Below are 21,806 nucleotides of genomic sequence, written 5' to 3'. Positions count from 1 at the left end.
TTCGACGGGAGTCCGCAGGGGGGTCGGATGAATCCGCGAGGGGAACGCTGGACGACGGACCGGGTGCGCGCCCTGGCGCCCGACGCGGCGTCGCAGGCGGCGGCCGCACGGCTCGCCCGCGCCGGCCGCTGGTCGGCCGTCGGCGCGGCCGGGGGCGCGGTGTGGGGGGTGTGCGGGGCCGGCGGCACCACCACGCACGACGCGCAGTACGAAACCGTCGTCAATCTCAACGGACCGGCTTTCGCGTGCAGTTGCCCGAGCCGGAAGGCCCCCTGCAAGCACGCGCTCGGGCTGCTGCTGCGGTGGGTCGCCCCCGTCGCCGCCCCCGCCACCGCTGCCGCCACCGCTGCCGCCCCGGAAGGGGCCGCGCAGGGGGATCGGCCGCAGGGACCACCGCCGTCGTGGGCGGCCGAGTGGTTGGCGACCCGCCGGGAGCTGCCCGGCGGCAGCCGGACGGAGAAGGCGGCGCCGGCCGGCGGACCGGCGGCCGGCGCGCCCTCCCGCGCACCGGCCGATCCGGCGGCGGCCCGGCGGCGCGCGGAGCGTCGGTCGCAGCGGATCGGCGCCGGGGCCATGGAGTTGGAGCAGCGGTTGCAGGACCTGCTGCACGCCGGCCTCACAACGGTCGGCCACTTTGATGCGCCCTCCTCCGCCGCCGGTCCGGGCGGGCCCGCGCCCGGCGACCGGCACTCCTGGGACGAGACGGCGGCCCGCATGGTCGACGCCCAGGCGCCCGGACTCGCGGCCCGCGTACGGGAGTTGGGCGCACTTCCGTCGACCGGTGCCGACTGGCCCTCCCGGCTGCTGGCGGAGTGCGCCCTGCTGCACCTCCTCGGCCAGGGCTTCCTGGGCGTCGAGCGGCTGCCGGCACCGCTCGCCGCGACGGTCCGCACCCGCGTCGGAGTGACCACGGAGGCCGCCGACGTCCTCTCCGGCCCGGACACCGTGACGCTCCGGGACCGCTGGCTGGTCCTGTCCCAACACGACGGCACGGAGGGCCCGTTGACCGCCCGTCGGATCTTCCTGCGCGGCGAGCGGACCGGCCGGATGGCGCTGCACCTCTCCTTCGGCGGCTCCCACCGCCCCTTGGACGTGGCCCTGCCGCCGGGCCACCTGCTCGACGCCGACCTCGCCTACTACCCGGGGGCCCGGCCGCTGCGGGTCGCCCTCGGCGCGCGGCACTCCCCCGCGGCCCCGGGCCCGGTCCCGTCGGGCTGCGGGATCGACGCCGCCCTGGCCGCGTACGGCCGCGCGCTGCGCGACGACCCCTGGCTGGACGCCTGGCCGGTGGTCCTCGCCGACGTCACGCCGATACCGGGCAGTTCCCACGGCGACTGGCAACTGGCCGATGCGGACGGCGAATCGGCCCTCCCACTGGACCCGCGCTGCCTGGGACGCACGGCGCAGTGGCAGCTCGCGGCCGTCTCGGGCGGCGGACCGATCACGGTCTTCGGCGAATGCGGCCACCGCGGCTTCCTGCCCCTGACCCTCTGGGACCCCGCACCGGTGCCCCTGACCTCTTGACGCCCCCCCGACGCCCCGCACCCCGCACCCCGACGGCCGACGGCCGACGGCCGACGGCCGACGGCCGACCTTGGCAACGCCCCACCGCCCCGAAGACCGCCGTCCCGAAGGCCACCATCCCGATGGCCCGCCGCCCTGATGACGCGCCACCACCGTGCCGCGCCACCGCCCCACCGTCCACCCCGTCCCCCTCACCCACCCCCGGTCCCGCCCCTCGCGAGACCCGTCGTCCGCCCACCACCCACCTCCGGAGGCAGGGCATGCCGAGCACCCCCACCCCCCAGACCACCTCCACCACCCCCGGCGCCCCCACCCCGTCCGCCGCCCCCGCGCCCTGGCCCGCCCTGGTCGGCGCCGCGCTCCTCGGGACCGGGCGGCGCACGCCGCCGGTGGCGGTGCGGGCCGGGCAGAGCCCCGTCGCGGCGCTGCTGGCCGCCGCGGCACTGAGCACCGTGCGGCGGCGCGCCGCGCTGCGCCCCGCCCCGGCCGGCGAACGCCCCGCACCGGCCCCCGCCGATCCGCGCCCCCCGCTGCCGCCGGCCGCCCGGCGCCGGCTCGCGCTCCTGCTGGCCGACCGCGGCCCCGGCTCCACCGGCCGGCGCGGCACCGACCCCGACCTCACCGAGCTGTTGCCCCAGTGGCTGGCCGCCGCCGGCGAGCAGGGCTACCGCGCCCCGGAGGCACTGCTCCCCGCGCTCCTGGACGCCGCCCGGTCACGCACGGACCTGCGGCCCGCCGCGCTCGCCCTGGCGGGCCCCCGCGGCCTGTGGTTGGCGCGGTTGAACGACTCCTGGAGGTTCGCGCTCCGGGGCGTCGGCGGCCCGTCGGCCCTGCCGGGCGACGACGACCCCGAAGGGGTCCGCCGGCGGTGGGAGGAGGGCCTGTTCGCGGAGCGGGTGGCGCTGTTGACCGCGGTGCGCCGGCGCGATCCGCAGGCCGGACTGGAGCTGCTGACGACCACCTGGGCGACGGAGCGCGCCGAGGACCGCCTGCTGTTCGTGGACTGCCTCGGCGAGGCCCTCGCGCCGACCGACGAGCCGTTCCTGGAACAGGCCCTGTCCGACCGCAGCCGGACCGTCCGCAGCACCGCCGCGGAGCTGCTCTCCGCCCTGCCCGGCTCCGCGTTCGCCGCGCGGATGGCCGGGCGCGGCCTGGTCTGCGTCCGGCTGGCCCCGGCCGCCGAGGGCACCGGTCGTCACGACGCGCTGGCCGTGGACCCGCCGCGCGCCTGCGACGCCGGGATGCAGCGGGACGGCGTCGCCACCAAGCCCCCCTCGGGACGCGGCGAACGGGCCTGGTGGCTGGCCCAGTTGGTGGAGGCCACGCCGCTGGACCGCTGGAGTGAACGGTTCGACGGCCGCACCCCGGCGGAGATCGTCGCCCTCCCGGTCGCCGGCGACTGGCGGACGGAGCTGCACGACGCCTGGTGCCGGGCCACGGTCCGCCAGCGGCACCCGCAGTGGGCGCGGGCCCTGCTGGGCGCGCCCGGCGACCCGGTCCTGGCCGCTCCGGAGCGGGCGCCGGCCGGCTCCGCCCGGGACCTGACGAAGCTGCTGACGGTGCTCCCGCCCGACGAACGGGCCCTGTGGGTGGCCGAGTTCATCGCCGTCCACGGCCTCGCGGACGCGTTCCGGATGCTGGGCGTCTGCGCGGTCCCCTGGTCCGCGCCGCTGGGCCGGGCGGTGGTCGACGCGCTGGACATCGCCCGCGACGCCGGCAGCTACCCGTGGAGCTTCAGCGGCGTGATGGGCCTGGCCGAGCGCTGCCTGGACCCGGCGGAAGCCGGCCGGCTGGACATGCTGACGGCCGTCACCGACGAGCCCGAGGGCGCCTCCCCGGGCTCCAGCGGCTACTGGTCCGAGGCGTTCCTGCGCCTGGTCGGCACGCTCCGCCTGCGCGCCGCCATGCACGCCGAGCTGCGGGCCCCGACGCCGTCATGACGCACGGCCGCCGGCCCGCAGCCCCGGGCCGGCGTGCGCTTCGGACGTCCGCCGCCCGGCGACCGGACGGTTTCAGACGGCCAGCGGGCGGACGTTCGCGTTGACCCACTCCACGATCGAGGCGGTGGTCGCCCCCGGCGTGAAGATCTCCGCAACGCCCTGCTCCTTCAGCGGGGCGATGTCGGCCTCCGGGATGATGCCGCCGCCGAAGACCTTGATGTCCGCCGCGTCCCGCTCCGCCAGCAGGGCGAGCACCTTCGCGAAGAGGGTGTTGTGGGCCCCGGAGAGGATGGACAGCCCGATCGCGTCGGCGTCCTCCTGGATGGCGGTGTCGACGATCTGCTCCGGCGTCTGGTGCAGCCCGGTGTAGATCACCTCCATGCCGGCGTCGCGCAGCGCCCGGGCGATGACCTTGGCGCCCCGGTCGTGCCCGTCCAACCCCGGCTTGGCGACGACGACCCGGATCGGCCCCGACCGGCCCGCGCCCTGTCCCTCCGCCTGCACCCCGTCTTGCCGCGCCACACTCATCACTGCCTCCAAGCCATGCGCGGCACCGCCAGGGCGGGCCGCCGAGCCGACATCCGGTCGCGCCACCACGATCCGGCGGCCACGAGCGTGAACGAACGTTATCTACAGCATCCCGTACCCCGCCGTTTCGTGACATCCGGCGAGGGGGAAATCACACACGGGACATCTGCACCTGGGACACATTCGCCACGCGCCGCGTCCCGCGTGCCGCACCGCCGCCAGGGACGGCCGGCGAGGCGCGCGGGCCGGGCGCCCGGGGAGCCGCAGCCGGGCCGGCGCGCGGGCCGCCGCAGCGCCGCCGCCACCGTGCACGGCTTCCCCACAAGGGCATTCGGGGGGTCGTCGCCGCCTTCCGCCTGCCGTTCGGGAGGTCGGCCATGGGGGCCCTGCCTGTTCTCTCCGCACCCCTTCTCCTGCGCAGCACGCTCGTGGAACTGGGCGTGCTCGTCACCCACCTCCTTCGCTACCCCACCGGGATCGCCCAGGAACGACCGCTGCCGGCGCCGGACGGGACCGGTGCCGACGGTTCGGCGACCCGCCTCCCCACCGAGGGCCGCGCACACCCACCGGTGCTCCTGCTGCACGGCTTCGTCGACAACCGGTCTGTCTTCGACGTCCTGCGCCGCTCGCTGCACCGGCACGGCTGGCGCCACGTCGAGGCGCTCAACTACTCCCCGCTGACCTGCGATCTGCGGCGGGCCGCCGAGCAGCTGGGCCGCCACGTGGAGGAGGTCTGCGCCCGGACCGGACACCGCCGGGTGGACGTCGTCGGCCACAGCCTCGGCGGCCTGATCGCCCGCTACTACGTGCAGCGGTGCGGCGGCGACGCCCGCGTCCGGACGCTGGTCACGCTCGGCACCCCGCACGCCGGCACCCGCGTCGCGCCGCTGATGTCGGCGCACCCGGTGGTCCGGCAGATGCGCCCGGACTCCACGGTGATCGCGGAGTTGGCGCTGCCTGCACCGCGGTGCCGGACGCGCTTCGTGGCCTTCTGGAGCCAGCAGGACCAGGTGATGGTGCCGGCCGCCACCGCCCGGATCGAGCACCCGGACCTGTGGGCGGAGAACGTCCGGGTCGTCGGCGTCGGCCACCTCGCGCTGCCGGTCAACGCCACCGTCGCGGCGGGCATCCGGGCGGCACTGGCCACCACGGCGGCGGACGTGGCCGCCCGGGGCACCGTGTCGGTGGCCTGAGCGGCGCGGTGCGCACGGGCCCGGACCGGGCGCGACCGACGGTGCGGGCGGCGCCCCGGACGGCAACGTTCCCGGCGCCCGTGCGTCCCCCGGGCGCCGCGCGCCGGCCGCATCGTCGAACGACCCTCGAACGGGGCGCCAAGAACGCGCATGGCCGTTGCCGAAAGCGGACCAATTGCCCGGCTCCGCCGAGCCCGAAACCTCGGGAAGATTGTCGCCGTCGCGTACCGCCGGGTACAGTCGCCGCTAATTCTCCTGCAGCCGAGGCGAAAGAGAAGTTGGTGGACGACCGTCACCCGTCGGGGGCTCAGCTTCCGACCGCCCCCGCTTCCGATGCCTCCTACGCACCCTCGGCATACGGCGACGACGACCCCCTCTTCGGCGCGCACCCCGGCGGCTACGGGCACGGCTCCTACGACACCGCCGGCCACCCCACCGACGCCTACCCGAGCGGCAGTTACCCCACCGCCGGGTACGACGGCACCGGGTACGACACCGGCTACGGCAGCACCGGCTACGACCCGTACGCCCACACCGGCCACGACGCCCCCGGCTACGACACCGGCGCCACCGGGTACGCCGACGCCGGGTACGGCACCGACTACGACAGCGCGACCTACGGGCTCGGCGGGGGCTACGACGCCGCGGCCCACCACGGCGGCACCGCGTACGACCCCGGCACCTACGACCCCGGCACCCACGCCCCCGCCGCGTACGCCAACGGCGGCTACGACAACGGCGCCTACAGCACCGGCTCCTACGACGCCGGCTCCTACGACACCGCCGGTTACCCCACCCAGGGCTTCGCCACCGACGGCTTCGACGGCGGGGCGTACGGCAGCGGCGGCTACGACACCGGCGCCGCGTACGGCACGGGAGACGGCCTCACCGGCGGCTACGGCACCGGCAGTTACGCCCCCACCGGGCACGACGCCGGGGGGTACAACACCGGCTACCAGGCAGCGGGCTACGACTCCGCCGCCTTCGCGGCCGCCGCCACCACCGTCCAGCAGCCCGTCGGCCACGAGGCCACCGCGGTCTGGTCGACCACCGACTACGCCGACTACGCCACCGACCGGACGCCCGACCCGGCACCCGGCATCCCGGCCCAGGCGGGCCCGCCCCCGGAGGACACCCTCCTGTGGGACGCACCCCTCATGGCCCACGCCGCGGGGACCGACGACCCCGACGGCCCGTCCGACACCGGTGCCTCGGCGACCGGTTCGGCGGCGATCGCCGACGCGATGACCCAGGCGATGCCCGTCACCGTCGTCCCGGACGACGACGCGCCCACCGGCCGGCGGGTGAGCGGCCCCCCGGCCGGCAAGGCGGTCCGCGGCGGCAACCGCGGCCGGCGCCGCCAGGCCAAGCGCTCGGCGCTGCTGACCGTCGCGGTGCCCTCGGTCGCCGCGATGGGCGTCTGCGCGGCCGCCGCGGCCTCCGTCAGCCAGTTCGGCGGGGACGACCAGGACGGCAAGACGACCCAGGCCGCGCCGGACGCCGGTGCCACGACGCGGACGACGGCCGCCAACAAGAAGCTGGACAGCCAGCTCGCCGGACTCAGCGCCAGCGCCCAGGACTTCCGCGAACGGGCCAGCCGCACCCAGGAACGGCTGGACCTCAAGCAGCGGCAGGCAGACGAGCGCAAGCGCAAGGAGGAAGAGGCCGCCCGCAAGGAGGCGCTGCGCCCCAAGTTCGTCCTGCCGGTCACCCAGCACGGCCTGAGCGCGCTCTTCGGCCAGGCCGGGGTCAACTGGATGTCCGTGCACACCGGCATCGACTTCCCGGTCAGCTACGGCACCACGGTCATGGCCGCCACCGACGGCACCATCCACACCCAGTGGAACTCCGCCTACGGCAACATGGCGATCCTCACCGCGCCCGACGGCACCGAGACCTGGTACTGCCACCTGAGCAGCACCAAGATCCGCTCCGGTTCGGTCAAGGCGGGCGACGCCATCGCCTACTCCGGCAGCTCCGGCAACTCCACCGGCCCGCACCTGCACTTCGAGGTGCGGCCCGGCGGCGGCGCGGCGGTCGACCCGCTCCCGTGGCTGCGCGCCCACGGCCTCAACCCGAACTGATCCCCACGCACCGGAAACGGGGGCCCGCCGCACACCGCGGCGGGCCCCCTCTTCCGTAGTCGCTCCCAGCCGGCAGATCCCGGGCTTACGCCGGGGCCCGCCCGCGGCTCAGAGCTTCTCCACCGGCGCGTACCGCAGCAGCAGCCGCTTGGGCTTCTCGCCGCCGAAGTCGATGGTGGCCTCGGCGTTGTCCCCGCTGCCCTTGACGCCGACGACCGTGCCGAGGCCGAAGCTGTCGTGGGTGACGCGGTCGCCGACGCCCAGCGAGACCACCGGGCGGTCCGCGGTGCGCCGGGTCGCGAAACCGCTCGGCCCCTTGGACCGCGTCGACGACAACGACGCCCCGATGCCGCCGAACCCGCCGCCCGAGGAACCGCCCGACGGCAGCCCGCCCATGGACGCCGACGGCGTCGCGGGGCCGGTGCGCTTCCACTCCAGGAACGAGTCGGGGATCTCCTCCAGGAAGCGCGAGGCCGGGTTGTACGAGGGCTGGCCCCAGGCGCTGCGCATCGTGGAGCGGGTGACGTAGAGCCGCTCGCGGGCGCGGGTGATGCCGACGTAGGCGAGCCGGCGCTCCTCCTCCAGCTCCTTGGTCTGGCCGAGCGCCCGCATGTGCGGGAAGACGCCGTCCTCCATGCCGGTCAGGAAGACCACCGGGAACTCCAGGCCCTTGGCGGTGTGCAGGGTCATCAGCGTGATGACGCCGGCGCCCTCCTCGTCCTCGTCCGGGATCTGGTCGGAGTCGGCGACCAGGGCGACCTGCTCCAGGAACTCGGCGAGCGTGCCCGGGCCCGCTGCGCCGGCCGCCGCCTCGGCGTCGGGGTCGGCGTCGGCGGCATCGGTGTCGGCCGCCGGCGCTGCGCCCTCGCCGCGCTCCTGCTCGAACTCCAGGGCCACGGAGGCGAGTTCCTGGAGGTTCTCGATCCGGGTCTCGTCCTGGGGGTCGGTGGAGGACTGGAGCTCGGCGAGGTAGCCGGTGCGCTCCAGGACCGCCTCCAGGACCGTGGCCGGGCCGGCCCCGGACTCCACGATCGTGCGCAGCTCCTCCATCAGGGCGTTGAACCGCTTGACGGCGTTGGCGGAGCGGGCGGCCATGCCGTAGGCCTCGTCGACGCGGCGCAGCGCCTGCGGGAAGGTGATCTTCTCGCGCAGCGCCAGGGCCTCGATCATCGCCTCGGCGCGGTCGCCGATGCCGCGCTTGGGGACGTTGAGGATGCGGCGCAGCGGGACGGCGTCCTCGGGGTTGGCGAGCACCCGGAGGTAGGCGAGGATGTCGCGGACCTCCTTGCGCTCGTAGAAGCGCACGCCGCCGACGACCTTGTAGGGCAGCCCGACCCGGATGAAGATCTCCTCGAAGACCCGGGACTGGGCGTTGGTGCGGTAGAAGATCGCGACGTCGCCGGCCTTGGCGTCGCCGGCGTCGGTGAGCCGGTCGATCTCGTCGGCGACGAACTGGGCCTCGTCGTGCTCGGTGTCGGCGACGTAGCCGGTGATCTTGGGGCCGGCGCCGGCGTCCGTCCAGAGGTTCTTCGGGCGGCGGTTCTCGTTGCGCTCGATGACGGCGTTGGCGGCGGAGAGGATGGTCTGCGAGGAGCGGTAGTTCTGCTCCAGCAGGATCGTGGTGGCGTCCGGGTAGTCCTCCTCGAACTGGAGGATGTTGCGGATCGTGGCGCCGCGGAAGGCGTAGATCGACTGGTCGGCGTCACCGACCACGCACAGCTCGGCGGCGGGGATGTCGACCGTGCCGGGGCCGACCAGCTCGCGGACGAGGGTGTACTGGGCGTGGTTGGTGTCCTGGTACTCGTCGACGAGGACGTGGCGGAAGCGGCGGCGGTAGTGCTCGGCGACGTCGGGGAACGCCTGGAGCAGGTGGACCGTCGTCATGATGATGTCGTCGAAGTCCAGGGCGTTGGCCTCGCGCAGTCGCGCCTGGTACATCGCGTACGCCTGGGCCAGGGTCTTCTCGAAACCGTCGGCCGCGGTCCCGGCGAAGCTCTCCTCGTCGACGAGTTCGTTCTTGAGGTTGGAGACCTTGGCGCTGAAGGACTTGGGCGGGAAGCGCTTGGGGTCCAGGTCGAGGTCGCGGCAGACCAGGGCCATCAGGCGCTTGGAGTCGGCCGCGTCGTAGATCGAGAAGGACGACGTGAAGCCGAGCCGCTTGGACTCCCGGCGCAGGATCCGCACGCAGGCGCTGTGGAACGTGGAGACCCACATGGCGTTCGCCCGCGGGCCGACCAGCTCCTCGACGCGCTCCTTCATCTCGCCCGCGGCCTTGTTGGTGAAGGTGATCGCGAGGATCTGGCCGGGGTGGACGTGGCGCTCGGCGAGCAGGTGCGCGATGCGGTGGGTGAGCACCCGGGTCTTGCCGGAGCCGGCGCCGGCGACGATCAGCAGCGGGCCGCCGCTGTGCGCCACCGCGGCCTTCTGCTGGTCGTTGAGCCCCTCCAGGAGCGCCGCCGGGTCGAGGGCCGGGCGGACGGCACCGTCGCGGTAGTACGACTGGCTGGAGACGGGCGCGTCGAACCGCCCGCCGAAGAGGTCGGCGGGGACCTCCTCCGGGGCCGGGCCGGGCTCGTCCTCGGGCGGCGGCGGGGGCTCCTCGTCCGTGGGGCCGAGGTCCGCCAGGAAGCTGTCGTCAAAGAGGCTGCTCATCGCCCACCGAGTCTAGGCCGCCGCACTGACAACCGGTCCCGGAGTGCCGGATTGGCCGGCACCGCTCCGCCGCGGGCGCTACCGTGTCCGTTCTGTCCCCAACCTGGCGCCGTTCGCGTTCAGGTCACGAAAAGGTTTCGGGCATATCGAACACCAGCCTTCACAGGAGCCACACGAGTTGGCTACGGTCTCGCTCGGGCAGCCTGCAGTCCCCGCGGACGACAGCGTTCGCACGGGCCGCCCCCGCCGAGTCCGGTCCCGCCGCGAGGCACCCGGAGCCGGGGACCCACCAGCACCACCGGGGTGAATCGACCGGTGCATCCGTCGCCAGGCGGACGCAGCAGTCGTAGGGCAAGCCTTCCGTCAGCAGACCGCCCGAACCCGACAGCTAACCCGGTAGGCGGTCCACGGAAGGAGTCGCCGGCCTTGGCGTCCCATCGCAAGCCGCGCACCCCCATACTCGCCACGCCCGGCGGCCGTCGTACGGCAACCGGGCTCACCACCGCCGCCCTCGCCTCGGTCACCCTGCTCTCGCAGACCGCGAACGCGGCCCCCAAGGCGCCCCAGCCCTCCGTCGAAGAGGTCAAGACGAAGGTCGACGACCTCTACCAGCAGGCCGAGGTCGCCACCCAGAAGTACAACGCCGCCAAGGAGAAGGCCGACGGCCAACAGCGCACGGTCAACCGCCTGCTCGACGAGGCGGCCCGGCGCGCGGACAAGATGAACGAGTCCCGGCGCCGGCTGGGCGCGTTCGCCTCGGCGCAGTACCAGAGCGGCGGGATCAACCCGACCGCCCAGCTGATACTCGCCAAGGACCCGCAGCAGTTCGTCGACCGCAACCACCTGATGGAGCAGTTGACCGCGCAGCAGAAGCAGGCGATCACCGACTACCAGGCGCAGGCCGCGGCCGCCACCCGCCAGCGGGCCGAGGCGACCAGCAGCCTGGAGAGCCTCCAGCAGTCGCAGTCGTCACTGAAGGAGAACAAGAGAAACGTTCAGGCCAAGCTGGCCGAGGCGCGCCAGCTACTGTCCCGGCTGACCGCCCAGGAGAAGGCGCGGCTGGCCGAACTGGAGCGCCAGAAGGAGGCCGAGGCCCAGCGCAAGGCCGCCGAGCAGGCCCGCAAGGAGGCCCAGCGGCGCCAGCAGCAGCCCGGCGGCGGCAGCGGCACCGGGCAGGGCTCCGGCGGCGGCACGTCCGACAGCGGCTCGAACTCCACCAAGGCCGGCAAGGCGATCGCCTTCGCCCGCGCCCAGATCGGCAAGCCGTACGTCTGGGGCGCGACCGGGCCCAGCTCCTACGACTGCTCGGGGCTGACGCAGGCCGCGTGGCGGGCCGCCGGGGTCGACCTGCCGCGCACGACCTGGGACCAGGTCAAGGTCGGCACCCGGGTCTCCAGCAGCGATCTCCAACCCGGTGACCTGGTGTTCTTCTTCAACGACATCAGCCACGTCGGGATGTACATCGGCGGCGGCGAGATGATCCACGCACCGCACCCGGGCGCCAGCGTCCGGGTCGAGTCGATCTACGGGATGCCGATCTACGGCAGCGTCCGGCCCGCGTAGCCGGTCGACGGGCGCGCCCCCGCGCCCGCGACGAAGCCACCCCCCACGGCCACCCCCCACACGCCACCGCGCGGTCATCCGTCGCCTCCGGAAGTACGGAGCGGGATGACCGCGCGGTGAGCCGTTGGTGCGGCGGTGCGGCGCCGGGGCCGGGGCCGCCGGGCGGGTGCCGGGGCCGGGGCCGGACTGCCGGGGTGCTCAGGTCCAGAGCACCGCGATGAAGATGTTGAGCATGGTGAGCCCGCCGACCGCGCCGAAGAGCGGCTTGGGGAGCTTCTCCTCGTCGCGCTTGACGTAGACCAGCGCCAGGATCACCACCAGGACGGCCATCTTGATGCCGATCTTGATGTTGTTGAGCGAGTGCCCCTGCATCTGGTTCAGCCCGACCATCACGATGCCGGTGACCAGCATCGTGAGCGCGCCGTGCAGCATGGCCGGCACGAAGCGGGCGGTGCCCGCGCCCATGGCCTTCATCTGGGTCAGGAAGCCGCCCAGGAGGGAGGCGATGCCGATGATGTGCAGGGCGACGAAGACATTGATTACTACGTCCATAGTGCTGGATCGTATCCGCCCCATAGCACGCCCTTTCCGGCAGGGCGCCCGTGATGGCGGCTTCGGTCAGGGCCCACCGCTCCCGACCCCCCGCCGACCGCCGACCGGTCATCCCCGTGCGGCGGCCGCTCGGAAACGGACAATGCCGGGCAAGGGGGTTCGAGACCGTGACCCCGGGCCTAGCTTCCTCCTGCAGACGACCGGACCCGCACCCCACCGGTCGCATTCGCCCCGCAGGGAAGGAAGTGACGGCCGCCATGGCGTCGCACCACACGGCCGGAGAGCGGCCGCCGCTCACACCACCGCCGGCCCGGGCGCACCCCGCCCGCAGCACCCGCACCGGGCTGCTGCTCGCCGCGGACCCGCAGCGCTATCTGGACGGCGCCACGGTCCTGGAGCGCACCGGCAGCCACCAGGCGACCTCGGTGACCGGCTGGGCCCGCCGCCTCGGCAGCGTCCGCCGCCTGGGCAGCCGTCCCGCGACCGCCGCGGAACGCGCCCCGGAACGCCCGGCGCCACCCACGCCCACCGCCGGCACCGCGCCGACCGCACCCGGCGCGCCCGCGGCCCTCGCCCCGCCGGTGGACGCCCGGGCCGCCCGAGCCGCCCGAGCGGTGGCCTTCGCCCACTCCGCCCTCGGCAAGCCCTACGCCTGGGGCGCGACGGGGCCGGCCGCGTACGACTGCTCCGGGCTGACCCTGGCCGCCTGGCGGGCCGGCGGCGTCACCCTGCCCCGGACGACCTACACGCAGATCGCCTCCGGCACCCGCGTCGACTGGCCCCGACTCCGCCCCGGGGACCTGGTGTTCTTCCACCCCGGCATCAGCCACGTGGGCCTCTACATCGGCGGCGGCGAAATGATCCACGCCCCGCACGCCGGCACCCCCGTCGAGATCGCCCCGCTCAACCGGCTGCCGTACGCGGGCGCGACCCGTCCGGGATAGCCGCGCCCGGCCACTCCCACCGACAGGCTCCCGCGGCCAAGGCCGCCGGCCGCCCGGCCGCCTCCCGCCCGGCCGTCTCCCGGCCGCCCGTCTTCGGCCCGCCCGGGGCGAGTTGCCCCCTACGGCGTCGGCGACGGCGCCCCGTCGCAGCCCCCACCATCGTCGCTCCACATCCACCACCCCCGGTTCCGTCCTGCGCGACCTCCGTCACTCGCACAACGCTCCCGGGCCCGGCTCCATGCCCGCTTCCGCAGCTTCCGGCGGAGGTTCACCCGAACGGTGAACTCCGCCGGTCGGCGGCCGGCTAGCCCCGCAGGAACAGCCCGAACCACCGGAAGATCTCCGGCACTTGGTGCTTCCACACCGGCACCGTGTGGCCGCCCGCACCGGACGAGATCTGTTGGACCGTCACCGTCGTCGGATTCTTGGCGAGCTGCTTGAGACCGATCCCGGCCTGGTAGCCGTCGCCGCTCGCGCCCGAGATGTACAGCGCGGTGCGGGGCGGCTTGCCGGCCGCGTTGGCGGCCTTGAGGAGGTGCAGCGGGTTGGTCTCGACGCGCAGCTTGGGGTCCTTGCCGGCGAGCGAATCGCGCTCTATCGCCGGGTCGTTGTAGCCGGACATGCCGACCGCGGCGCGGTACCGGTCCGGGTGGGCCAGCGCCAGCTTGGTGGCGCAGTGCGCGCCCGCCGAGTAGCCGGCCAGGCCCCAGGAGTCCGGCTTGTCACCGGCCCGGAAGTTGTCGACGACCATCTGGCGGACGTCGACGGTCAGCCAGCTGTCGGCGTTGACCGTGCCGGGGATGTTGACGCACCCGCTGTCGGCGTTGGGCAGGACGTTGGTCCGCGGCGCCACCAGGATGAACGGCTTGATCGCCCCGCTCTGCATCAACGACCCGAGCTGCTCGTTGACCTTCAGCGAACCGAACCAGGACTTCGCGGACCCGGGGTAGCCGGGCAGCAGCTCGACCACCGGGAACTTCTTGTGCTGGTAGGCGGGGTCGTTGTACTGCGGCGGCAGCCACACGTACACCTCGCCGTTGACGCCCGAGACCTGGCCCTTGAGGTTGGTCATCTGGACGCCGGGGCCCATCACCGGGTCGTCGGCGGGCCGGAACTGCTGGTGCACCTTGGGCTCGTCGTTGAGGTTCTTGCCGCCCAGGCCGTCCGGTCCGAGGTTCCGGGCCTGGTCGATGTGGTTGCCGGTACCGAGCAGGTCGCCCCAACTGTCGTAGAGGTTGTTGGCGTTGTTGACCATGACGAAGACCACGGTGATGGCCATCACCTGGGCGAACAACAACATCAACAGCCGTGCCAGGCCGCGTATCAGGGCCGGTCCGGCCACTCGGCCCCACAGCGCGAACGGCAGCACGAGGGCGACGATCAGCAGCAGGATCGAGAAGAGGAAGAAGGGCGTACCCGTCAGGCTCATCGGGATCTCGTTTCCAGGACGTATGCGCGCAGGGCGTGGGCGTGGTTCCGGCCCCGCCTTCGGGCAGCGAGCCTCTCCGCGCCCTTAGATGGCGATCCGCGCGATCCTGGTTGCCCGCCTTGAGCCCTTCTTTACGCGCCCGCTCCGCACCCGGCGCATCGGGGGCGGAACCCGATCATCCGCCCCCGCGCCCCACGTTCCCGACGAAACCGCAGGTCAGACCAGGCGTCGCGCGGCCGCCCACCGGGTGAGTTCATGGCGGTTGGAGAGCTGGAGCTTGCGCAGGACGGCCGAGACGTGTGACTCAACCGTCTTCACGGAGATGAACAACTGCTTGGCGATCTCCTTGTACGCGTACCCGCGGGCGATCAGTCGGAGCACCTCGCGCTCACGCTGGGTGAGGCGGTCCATGTCCTCGTCCACCGGCGGGGCGTCCGTCGAGGCGAAGGCGTCGAGCACGAAGCCGGCCAGCCGCGGCGAGAAGACCGCGTCGCCGTCGGCCACCCGGAAGACCGCGTTGACCAGGTCGGTACCGGTGATCGTCTTGGTGACGTAGCCGCGGGCGCCGCCGCGGATGACCCCGATGACGTCCTCGGCCGCGTCGGAGACGGAGAGCGCCAGGAACCGCACCGGCCGCTCGGCGTCGGCCATCATCGCGGCGCAGCGGCGCAGCACCTCGACGCCGCCGCCCCCGGGGAGGTGCACGTCCAGGAGGACGACCTCGGGGCGGGTGGCGGTGATCACCGTGACCGCCTGGTCGACGTCGGCGGCCTCGCCGACCACCTCGACCCGGGTGACCTCGGTCCGGCCGATCTCGGCCTGGACGCCGGCCCGGAACATCCGGTGGTCGTCGACCAGCACGACCCGTACGGTGCGGCCCTGGTCCTCGCCGCCGGGCTCGGCCTGCTGTGCGTCGTCGCTGCTCATCTCGTCCGTCCGTCCTTCGGTGTGTGCCCCGTCATCATCCCTGCCCCGGCCCGCGGTGCCACGGGTCCGCCGTCGCCCCTCGTGCGCTCCGCGACGGCCGGTGGAGCCGCCGCCCTCATTCCGGCTTCCCCGTCCCGCCGGCGCGGCGCTCGGCGGACTCGCGCTCCTCGGACCGCTCCATCTCCAGCTCGACGACCGTGCCGCCGTCGGGCGCGGCGCGCAGCCGGGCCGTGCCGCCGTTGCGCTCCATCCGGCCGATGATGGATCCCCGCACCCCCATCCGGTCCGCGGGGACCGCGTCCAGGTCGAAGCCGGGGCCGTGGTCACGCACCGAGACGAAGACCGTGCGGCCCTCCACCTCGGCGAACACCTGCACCGCGCCGCCCTCGCCACCGTACTTGGCGGCGTTGACCATCGCCTCGCGCGCGGCTTGCATCTGGGCACCGAGCGCCTCGTCGAGCGGGCAGTCCCCGACCACCACGACCTCGATGGGCACCCCGTGGTGGTCCTCGACCTCCGCGGCGGCCGCCCGCACCGCCTCGGCCAGCGTCGTCGGCTCCTCGTCCTCGTCCTTGCCGCGGCCCTCGGGCTTGTAGAGCCAGGCGCGCAGCTCGCGCTCCTGGGCCCGGGCCAGCCGCGCCACCTCCCGGGGGTCGTCGGCGTTGCGCTGGATCAGGGTGAGGGTGTGCAGGACGGAGTCGTGGACGTGCGCGGCGACCTCGGCGCGCTCCTGGGCCCGGATGCGCATCAGCCGCTCCTCGGAGAGGTCCTGGGTGATCCGGACGAGGTAGGGGCCGGCCAGCAGGGCTATGCCGACGACGACGGCGAGCGCGGCCTGGAGCACCGAGCCGAGGTTCTGCACGGAACCCTGGAGCACGACGATGCCGGTGACCCCGGCGCCCACCAGCAGCACGCCCGCGGCGCCGCGCACCATCGGCAGCAGGCCCTTGCGGCGGCCCAGCTCCAGCCACTGGGCGCGGCGGGCGTTGTCCGCCTGGCGCCAGACCAGCGCGACGCCGGCGCCGATGAGCAGTACCGGCCAGAGGTAGGCGTTGGCCCGGCCCGGCTGGAAGCGGGAGGCCACGATCGACGCCCCCACCAGGAGCGCGACCAGCGCGAGCAGCTGCCCCTTGTCGGGCTTGCGGCCCAGCAGGCGCCGCCGTTCCTCCCCGGCGGCGGGCTGCCGGGGCTCCACGCCGCCGACGCCCAGCGGCACGAAGAACCAGAACGCGGCGTAGAGCAGGGCGCCCATGCCCTCGGCCATGAAGAGCGCCACGAAGACGATCCGCACCCACGTGACCGGCAGCCCGAGGTGCCCGGCCAGCCCCCGCGCGACACCACCGAGCAGCCGCCCCTCGGCGCTGCGGTAGAGCTTGCGCACGGGCGGATCGTCGGGGTCCGACGCCGGGTCGTAGATCGTCTCGGCGCGGGGCGGCGCTGTGGTCATGCCTCAGATCGTCACACGCGCGAGGGGCGGGGGACATCAGGGACGACCCTGAACTGTCCCTGAGCCAGCGGCAGCGCACACCGCAATCTGCGTCGCCGCAGGGATTCCGTCAGCACGGCCGAGCATCCCGCCTGCCCAACGCAACAATCCGAAGAGACCGCCGCGAAGTGGCCGCCATAGCTGCACACACTTCGAATTTCCTATGCCCTGCGTCACGGAAACCTTGCGCTGCGACGCACTACTCCCCCGCCCCTCGCGCAATTTCCCTAACCGCCTGGAAATTCGGCGAGGGAACGCACGAAAACGCACGGGACATCGGCCCCAGCTCGCCAATCATTCCCGCAGAGGCGCCCAGAGGACGAACTCTCCCGGTAATCAGGTTGAGGCGAGAAAGCGACCGGTATCCCCTCGGCGCATCCCGTCACGCCGCAGATGCCCGTCGGGAATGTCAGCGGCCGACCGACGCTACCGGTTGATTCGGTAGCACGCTTCGATGGCGTCCGGCCCCTTCACCTTGATCTGCGGGAGCGCAAAGAGACAGCCGCCTTCGGTCTGTCCACAGGCATCTACCACCTTGGGCCCCACGACATACCCCTTGCTCTTGAGGTAGTTCATGCAGTCGAGCCTGTCCGCCTGTGCGGGGCCGGCCAGAACCATGGGGAGGGCACCTGCGGCCACGAGAACCCCCATAACAACTGCAAGACGTCGCCTCATGCCACTCACTGTCAGAACCTCACTCCGCCGGAGAGTCCGCGCGCATCGCAGACACCGCAAAAACACTACGAGACACAGGGATACCGAGCCAGAGCCGAATCACTTTCGGACAAAATGCGACGCAAAAGAGAACGAACGCCCGGGATGGACCACATGATGGGCGACCATGGGCATTCAGGCAAGAAGCATCACAGCCGCTTATACGCCCGAGCCCCTCGATAAATCGGCACGGCCAGCCCCGGGCCGCTGCCCCCGTCAGATCGAGGTGTTCGCTCAGCCCGCCGACCCGTCCTTGCGGAATCCGTTCTTCACGTTCGAGAAGATCTGCTCGAACTTCGTCCAGTTCGCGGACGGGGCGGAGACGTAGATGGCGTACTCCTTGTCGCCCTCGCGGCCGAAGCCCAGGTCGATGCCGCGGTACTCGCGGGCCCGGCCCTGGAAGGAGAACTCCCAGATGGCGGCCGGGTCGCCCTGGAAGATGGTGTCCTGGAGGCGGAGCCGCTGGTAGCTGGGGTACTGGACCTTGAGGTCCGATTCGACGCTCTTGAAGTGCTGCACCTGGTCCGCGGAGGCGAAGTCCAGGACGTTGAGGGTCAGCCTGGCCAGTTCGGGGTCCGAGTAGTAGACGATCTGGCGCCCGCCGTCGAGAACCTGCCGCTGCCAGCCCGACGGCACCGGGAAGGACACCCCGAGGCTCTTCTCCTGGACCCGCCGGTAGCCGGTGGGCGTCGCCGGCGGCGGGCCGACGTCGGGGCTGGGCTCGCCGGGCGTGACCGTCGTGTTGTCGCTGGGCCCGTTGCCGAGCGAGGAGGTGTCGCCGCGGTGGTTGAGGTACCAGGCGGTGCCCCCGCCGCCGCCGGCTACCAGGACGCCGACGACGCTCCAGAGCACGATTCGGCCGCGGCGCCGCTTGGGGGCCGGGCCGGAGCGCAGCACGTCCGTGTGCGCGTCGGTGGACGCCGGCGAGGCCGCGCCGGCCATCGGCACCGGACCGGTGGCCTCGGCCGGGGCGGCGGGCAGGTGGGGGCCCGGCGCGGCGGGCAGGTGAGTGGCCGGGGCGGCCGCGGCCACCGCTCCGGTGGTGCCGGCGGCCACGGCGGTGCTCGCGGTGGTCCGTCCCTGGCCCGTCTGGCTCTTGGGTACGGTCCCGGTGATCGTCGGGCTGCCCGCGTCGGCGCCGGCGGTGGCGCCGGTCGCGCTGCGGGTCCCGGTGTCGCTGCCCGTGGCCGGTGGTGCCGCGCCGGAGTGCGCCACCGGACGGGTGCTCGCCTCGGCGGACTCGCCCGTCGCGGACCGGCCGCGGCTGACCGTCCCCAGGGCCAACGTGGGCCAGCCCATCAGCGCGGTGTCCGCCTCGGCCTCGGCGGCCCGCAGCGCCCGCTCGACGACTGCGGCGGTGGGCCGGTCGTTCGGCTCCTTGGCGAGCAGCGCCTCGATCAGCGCGGCGAGCGGCCCGGCGTTGCGCGGCGCCTCCAACGGGTCGACGGCGATCGAGTACGCCGTCTCCACCGCGGTGTTCTTGCGGAACGGCGGTCTGCCCTCGACGGCTTGATAGAGCGTCGCGCCCAGCGCCCACAGGTCGGAGGCGGGTCCCGGTGTGGCTCCCTTGACCCGCTCGGGTGCCAGGTAGTCGATGGAGCCGACGAGTTCGCCGGTCTTGGTGAGGGTGGAGGTGCCGGTGGCGACGGCGATCCCGAAGTCGGTGAGGACCACCCGGCCGTCCTCACCGAGCAGCACGTTGCCGGGCTTGACGTCGCGGTGCAGCACGCCGGCGGAGTGTGCGGCCCGCAACGCGGCGATCATGCCGCGGCCGATCCGGGCGGTCTCCCGCGGCGTGAGGTAAGTGCCGGACCGGTTGGCCTCCTTGATGGCGTCACCGAGCGTCGCGGAGGGGACGTACTCCATGACGATGCACGGCAGCCCCTCGTCGTCCACGACGTCGTGGACGCCGACGACGTTGGGGTGGTTGATGCGCGCGGCGGCCTGTGCCTCCCGGGTCGTGCGCTCGTGACGGGTGGCGAGTTCCTCCGCGCCCAATTGGGGCGAAACGTGCAGGCGCTTGACCGCCACCTGACGCCCGAGCACCTCGTCCCTGGCCCGCCAGACGGTACCCATGCCCCCTTGGCCTATCCGCTCAACCAGGCGATACCGCCCGGCGACCAGTCGCCCCTCTTCTACCGACGCCGCTTCCGCCACCGCACGCCCCTCCGGAAACCCGTACGTATTCAGGTCGCAACGATAGTCTTCAGCAGGGCCGAAGAGACCGCCGGCCACCGCCGCAACGGGTCTTTTTCATTGCGGAACCACTGTGCGCCGGGCGTTCGCGGCCCGTTCCGGGGGCACGTGGCGCCGCCGCGCGCCGCACGGTGCCGCTTTTGTGCCACCCCGACAACGCCCCCGAAGCCCTGCCCGACAGCCCGGGAGCGCCTCGGCCACGGCCCGAGGTCCCGATCTCGGTGCCGGGGTCCGGTGTCGAGGTCGGGGTCCGGTGTCGGGGTCGGTGTCGGGGTCGGGGTCCGCGACTGCCCGGCGGCATCGGGGGCCCTCAGGGTCGCTTCGGGGGATCTCAGGGATCAGCCAGGGTTGTCACCGATACCGCGACCGCGCCGCGCTTGTCACCATGGCTCCATGAACGATGTGCCCACCGCCGCGGAGCCGGCGGACTCCGGCCCCGCCGGCCCCACCCCGCCGCACGCCACGCTGCGCCGCAGCCGGCGGCACAAGGTCGTCGCGGGCGTGTGCGGCGGTCTGGGCCGGCAGTGGGACATCGATCCGGTGATCTTCCGGGTCGTGCTCGCCGTGCTGTCCATCGGCGGCCTCGGCCTGATCTTCTACGGCTTCGCCTGGCTGCTCGTCCCCCTCGACGGCGAGGAGGAGAACGAGGGCCGCCGGCTGCTCTCCGGCCGCGTCGACGGTTCGGCGCTGACCGCCCTGCTGTGCGCGCTGGCCGGGTGCGCACTGTTCCTGACCACGCTGGGCAAGGGCAGCATGATGTCCTTCGCGATCATGGTGACGCTGGCCGTGGCCGGCGCCGCCTACTGGTCGCGGCAGCGCCGCCGCGCCCAGTCCGGGGGCGCGGGATCGGTGGACGCCGCCACCGCCCAGGCGGTCGCCGACGCCCCGCCGGAGACCACCGCACCCCCGGCGCCCACCACCCCGTCCTGGTGGCGCGGTCCGCGCACCGAGCCGCTGCTCCAGCGGACCTACCTCTGGGGCCCGGAGGACACCCGGCTCGACATCACCTACGAACCCACCCACGGTGCGCCCGCCCAGCCCCGCCCGCACTGCGGCCGACCCCCCGCCGCCGGCACCGCGCACGCCCCGCGCCCCGCCGCCCCGCTCCGGCCGCCCCACCGCGGCCGGGGCATAGGCGGCCGCACGTTCCTGCTGGCCGCGCTGGCGGGCGCCGGCACCGCGCTCGCCGTCTCCCGGCACGCCGCGCTGGCCCCGTCCCTCCAGGCCGGCCTGGCCTGCGCGCTGGCCGTGTTCGGACTGGGCCTGGTGCTGAGCGCCTGGCTGGGCCGCACCGGCGGCGGCACGGTCTTCATGATGGTGCTGACGGCCGCGCTGCTGGCCGGCGCGACGGTGCTGCCGGCCGGCGTCACCGCCGACTGGCAGCACCGCACCTGGGCCCCGACCACCGTCGCCGACGTCCGCCCGCACTACGCCGTCGGTTCCGGCGAGGGCCGCTTGGACCTCACCGGGCTCCCCCTGAAGCCCGGCAGCACGGTCCGCACCGGCGCCGACGTCGGTGCCGGGCGGCTCCAGGTGACGCTCCCCCAGGGGGCCACCGCCACCCTCCGACTCTCGCTCGGATTGGGCGACATCCAGCTGCCCGGCGATGCGGCCAACGACGTGGAGATCGTCGCGGGCCACCGCGAACGGCAGATCACCCTGCCGGCCGAGGGGCTCAAGAAGGGCGAGCGGCCGCACGGCACGCTGGAGCTGGACCTGAAGGTCGGCGCCGGCCAGATCGACGTCCGGCGGGCCGCTCCGGTCCCCCCGTCCACCCCCTCCTCCTCCCCCTCCCCGGCCCCGACCCCCCAGGGAGCCCCGCAGTGAAGCCCCACCCCTTCGAACCCGGCCGGCTGATCACCGGCCTCGCCGCCCTCGTCGTCGGCGTCGGCTACGGCCTCGACGCCCTCGGCCTCTGGCACGCCCCCGGCCGCTGGCTCTTCTTCACCCTCCCGGCCGGCCTGTTGCTCGCCGGGATCACCACCGCCGTCTGGGCCACGGTCCGGCGCCACCACCAGCGCGACGCCGCACCGCCGCCGTCGTGAACGGCCGGTGGCGGTGCCGGTGGCCGTGC

16 protein-coding genes and 1 riboswitch are annotated in these 21,806 nt (G+C 73.9%); of the genes, 8 read left to right on the top strand and 8 right to left on the bottom strand.

Going from position 1 to position 21,806, the window contains the following annotated elements; genetic code table 11:
* Window positions 1-27 precede the first annotated feature (27 nt).
* Complete coding sequence (locus tag ABD385_RS17485; protein WP_344576739.1) at window positions 28-1,524, top strand: SWIM zinc finger family protein; 1,497 nt, start codon at window positions 28-30, stop codon at window positions 1,522-1,524.
* Between the two features lie 260 nt (window positions 1,525-1,784).
* Entirely contained in the window at window positions 1,785-3,464 is a 1,680-nt protein-coding gene (locus ABD385_RS17480) for a DUF5691 domain-containing protein (RefSeq protein WP_344576738.1), read from the top strand.
* A 72-nt stretch (window positions 3,465-3,536) separates the two neighbouring features.
* Here ABD385_RS17480 and ABD385_RS17475 read toward each other — a convergent pair whose 3' ends face one another.
* Entirely contained in the window at window positions 3,537-3,992 is a 456-nt protein-coding gene (locus tag ABD385_RS17475; RefSeq protein WP_344576736.1) for a cobalamin B12-binding domain-containing protein, read from the bottom strand.
* A 377-nt stretch (window positions 3,993-4,369) separates the two neighbouring features.
* On the opposite strand from ABD385_RS17475, the gene ABD385_RS17470 reads away from it, so the two are divergent.
* Window positions 4,370-5,185, top strand: a complete 816-nt coding sequence (locus ABD385_RS17470) for an alpha/beta fold hydrolase (RefSeq protein WP_344576734.1) — start codon at window positions 4,370-4,372, stop codon at window positions 5,183-5,185.
* Between the two features lie 281 nt (window positions 5,186-5,466).
* Window positions 5,467-7,269: a M23 family metallopeptidase gene (locus ABD385_RS17465; protein WP_344576732.1), complete on the top strand. Its 1,803-nt coding sequence runs from the start codon at window positions 5,467-5,469 to the stop codon at window positions 7,267-7,269.
* Window positions 7,270-7,377: 108 nt separating this feature from the next.
* Here the strand turns inward: ABD385_RS17465 and pcrA are convergent, their stop codons facing one another.
* Window positions 7,378-9,921, bottom strand: coding sequence for a DNA helicase PcrA (gene pcrA, locus ABD385_RS17460; protein WP_344576731.1), 2,544 nt, complete (start codon window positions 9,919-9,921; stop codon window positions 7,378-7,380).
* 249 nt (window positions 9,922-10,170) lie between these two features.
* A riboswitch (cyclic di-AMP (ydaO/yuaA leader) is annotated at window positions 10,171-10,339 on the top strand.
* Window positions 10,340-10,347: 8 nt separating this feature from the next.
* Here pcrA and ABD385_RS17455 point away from each other — a divergent pair.
* Window positions 10,348-11,484 carry a C40 family peptidase gene (locus ABD385_RS17455; protein WP_344576730.1) on the top strand — a complete coding sequence of 379 codons (1,137 nt, stop codon included), beginning with the start codon at window positions 10,348-10,350 and terminating at the stop codon, window positions 11,482-11,484.
* Window positions 11,485-11,682: 198 nt separating this feature from the next.
* Here the strand turns inward: ABD385_RS17455 and ABD385_RS17450 are convergent, their stop codons facing one another.
* The gene (locus ABD385_RS17450; RefSeq protein WP_344576728.1) at window positions 11,683-12,036 is read right to left on the bottom strand and encodes a hypothetical protein; all 354 of its coding nucleotides are present in this window, start codon (window positions 12,034-12,036) and stop codon (window positions 11,683-11,685) included.
* A gap of 257 nt (window positions 12,037-12,293) precedes the next feature.
* Between ABD385_RS17450 and ABD385_RS17445 the strand changes: the two genes are divergently transcribed.
* Entirely contained in the window at window positions 12,294-12,980 is a 687-nt protein-coding gene (locus ABD385_RS17445; protein WP_344576726.1) for a C40 family peptidase, read from the top strand.
* Between the two features lie 304 nt (window positions 12,981-13,284).
* Here the strand turns inward: ABD385_RS17445 and ABD385_RS17440 are convergent, their stop codons facing one another.
* From ABD385_RS17440 to ABD385_RS17420, 5 genes are all read right to left on the bottom strand, one after another.
* A complete protein-coding gene (locus ABD385_RS17440; RefSeq protein ID WP_344576724.1) occupies window positions 13,285-14,409 on the bottom strand; it encodes an alpha/beta hydrolase in 1,125 nt (374 codons plus the stop codon).
* Between the two features lie 216 nt (window positions 14,410-14,625).
* On the bottom strand, window positions 14,626-15,336 hold the full coding sequence (locus ABD385_RS17435) for a LuxR C-terminal-related transcriptional regulator (protein WP_344576722.1): 711 nt from the start codon (window positions 15,334-15,336) through the stop codon (window positions 14,626-14,628).
* A 115-nt stretch (window positions 15,337-15,451) separates the two neighbouring features.
* Window positions 15,452-16,783, bottom strand: a complete 1,332-nt coding sequence (locus ABD385_RS17430; protein ID WP_344576720.1) for a PspC domain-containing protein — start codon at window positions 16,781-16,783, stop codon at window positions 15,452-15,454.
* Between the two features lie 465 nt (window positions 16,784-17,248).
* Window positions 17,249-17,398 carry a hypothetical protein gene (locus ABD385_RS17425; RefSeq protein ID WP_344576718.1) on the bottom strand — a complete coding sequence of 50 codons (150 nt, stop codon included), beginning with the start codon at window positions 17,396-17,398 and terminating at the stop codon, window positions 17,249-17,251.
* A 372-nt stretch (window positions 17,399-17,770) separates the two neighbouring features.
* Window positions 17,771-19,612 carry a serine/threonine-protein kinase gene (locus ABD385_RS17420; RefSeq protein ID WP_425585423.1) on the bottom strand — a complete coding sequence of 614 codons (1,842 nt, stop codon included), beginning with the start codon at window positions 19,610-19,612 and terminating at the stop codon, window positions 17,771-17,773.
* A gap of 513 nt (window positions 19,613-20,125) precedes the next feature.
* Here ABD385_RS17420 and ABD385_RS17415 point away from each other — a divergent pair.
* Together ABD385_RS17415 and ABD385_RS17410 are read left to right on the top strand one after the other, a co-directional pair.
* On the top strand, window positions 20,126-21,559 hold the full coding sequence (locus ABD385_RS17415; RefSeq protein WP_344576716.1) for a PspC domain-containing protein: 1,434 nt from the start codon (window positions 20,126-20,128) through the stop codon (window positions 21,557-21,559).
* Complete coding sequence (locus ABD385_RS17410) at window positions 21,556-21,777, top strand: hypothetical protein (RefSeq protein ID WP_344576714.1); 222 nt, start codon at window positions 21,556-21,558, stop codon at window positions 21,775-21,777. Before ABD385_RS17415 ends, ABD385_RS17410 begins: the two co-directional genes overlap by 4 nt.
* The last annotated feature ends 29 nt before the right edge of the window (window positions 21,778-21,806 follow it).

Origin of the sequence: Streptomyces lunalinharesii, assembly GCF_039532155.1 — a bacterium.
GTDB lineage: Bacteria > Actinomycetota > Actinomycetes > Streptomycetales > Streptomycetaceae > Streptomyces > Streptomyces lunalinharesii.
This window is presented reverse-complemented; position numbering and strand designations above follow the sequence as displayed.

Coding starts and splice junctions, on each gene's coding strand:
- ABD385_RS17485 (WP_344576739.1), top strand. CDS start 28: ATGAATCCGCGAGGGGAACGCTGGACGACGGACCGGGTGCGCGCCCTG.
- ABD385_RS17480 (WP_344576738.1), top strand. CDS start 1,785: ATGCCGAGCACCCCCACCCCCCAGACCACCTCCACCACCCCCGGCGCC.
- ABD385_RS17475 (WP_344576736.1), bottom strand. CDS start 3,992: ATGAGTGTGGCGCGGCAAGACGGGGTGCAGGCGGAGGGACAGGGCGCG.
- ABD385_RS17470 (WP_344576734.1), top strand. CDS start 4,370: ATGGGGGCCCTGCCTGTTCTCTCCGCACCCCTTCTCCTGCGCAGCACG.
- pcrA (WP_344576731.1), bottom strand. CDS start 9,921: ATGAGCAGCCTCTTTGACGACAGCTTCCTGGCGGACCTCGGCCCCACG.
- ABD385_RS17450 (WP_344576728.1), bottom strand. CDS start 12,036: ATGGACGTAGTAATCAATGTCTTCGTCGCCCTGCACATCATCGGCATC.
- ABD385_RS17445 (WP_344576726.1), top strand. CDS start 12,294: ATGGCGTCGCACCACACGGCCGGAGAGCGGCCGCCGCTCACACCACCG.
- ABD385_RS17440 (WP_344576724.1), bottom strand. CDS start 14,409: ATGAGCCTGACGGGTACGCCCTTCTTCCTCTTCTCGATCCTGCTGCTG.
- ABD385_RS17435 (WP_344576722.1), bottom strand. CDS start 15,336: ATGAGCAGCGACGACGCACAGCAGGCCGAGCCCGGCGGCGAGGACCAG.
- ABD385_RS17430 (WP_344576720.1), bottom strand. CDS start 16,783: ATGACCACAGCGCCGCCCCGCGCCGAGACGATCTACGACCCGGCGTCG.
- ABD385_RS17425 (WP_344576718.1), bottom strand. CDS start 17,398: ATGAACTACCTCAAGAGCAAGGGGTATGTCGTGGGGCCCAAGGTGGTA.
- ABD385_RS17420 (WP_425585423.1), bottom strand. CDS start 19,612: ATGGGTACCGTCTGGCGGGCCAGGGACGAGGTGCTCGGGCGTCAGGTG.
- ABD385_RS17415 (WP_344576716.1), top strand. CDS start 20,126: ATGAACGATGTGCCCACCGCCGCGGAGCCGGCGGACTCCGGCCCCGCC.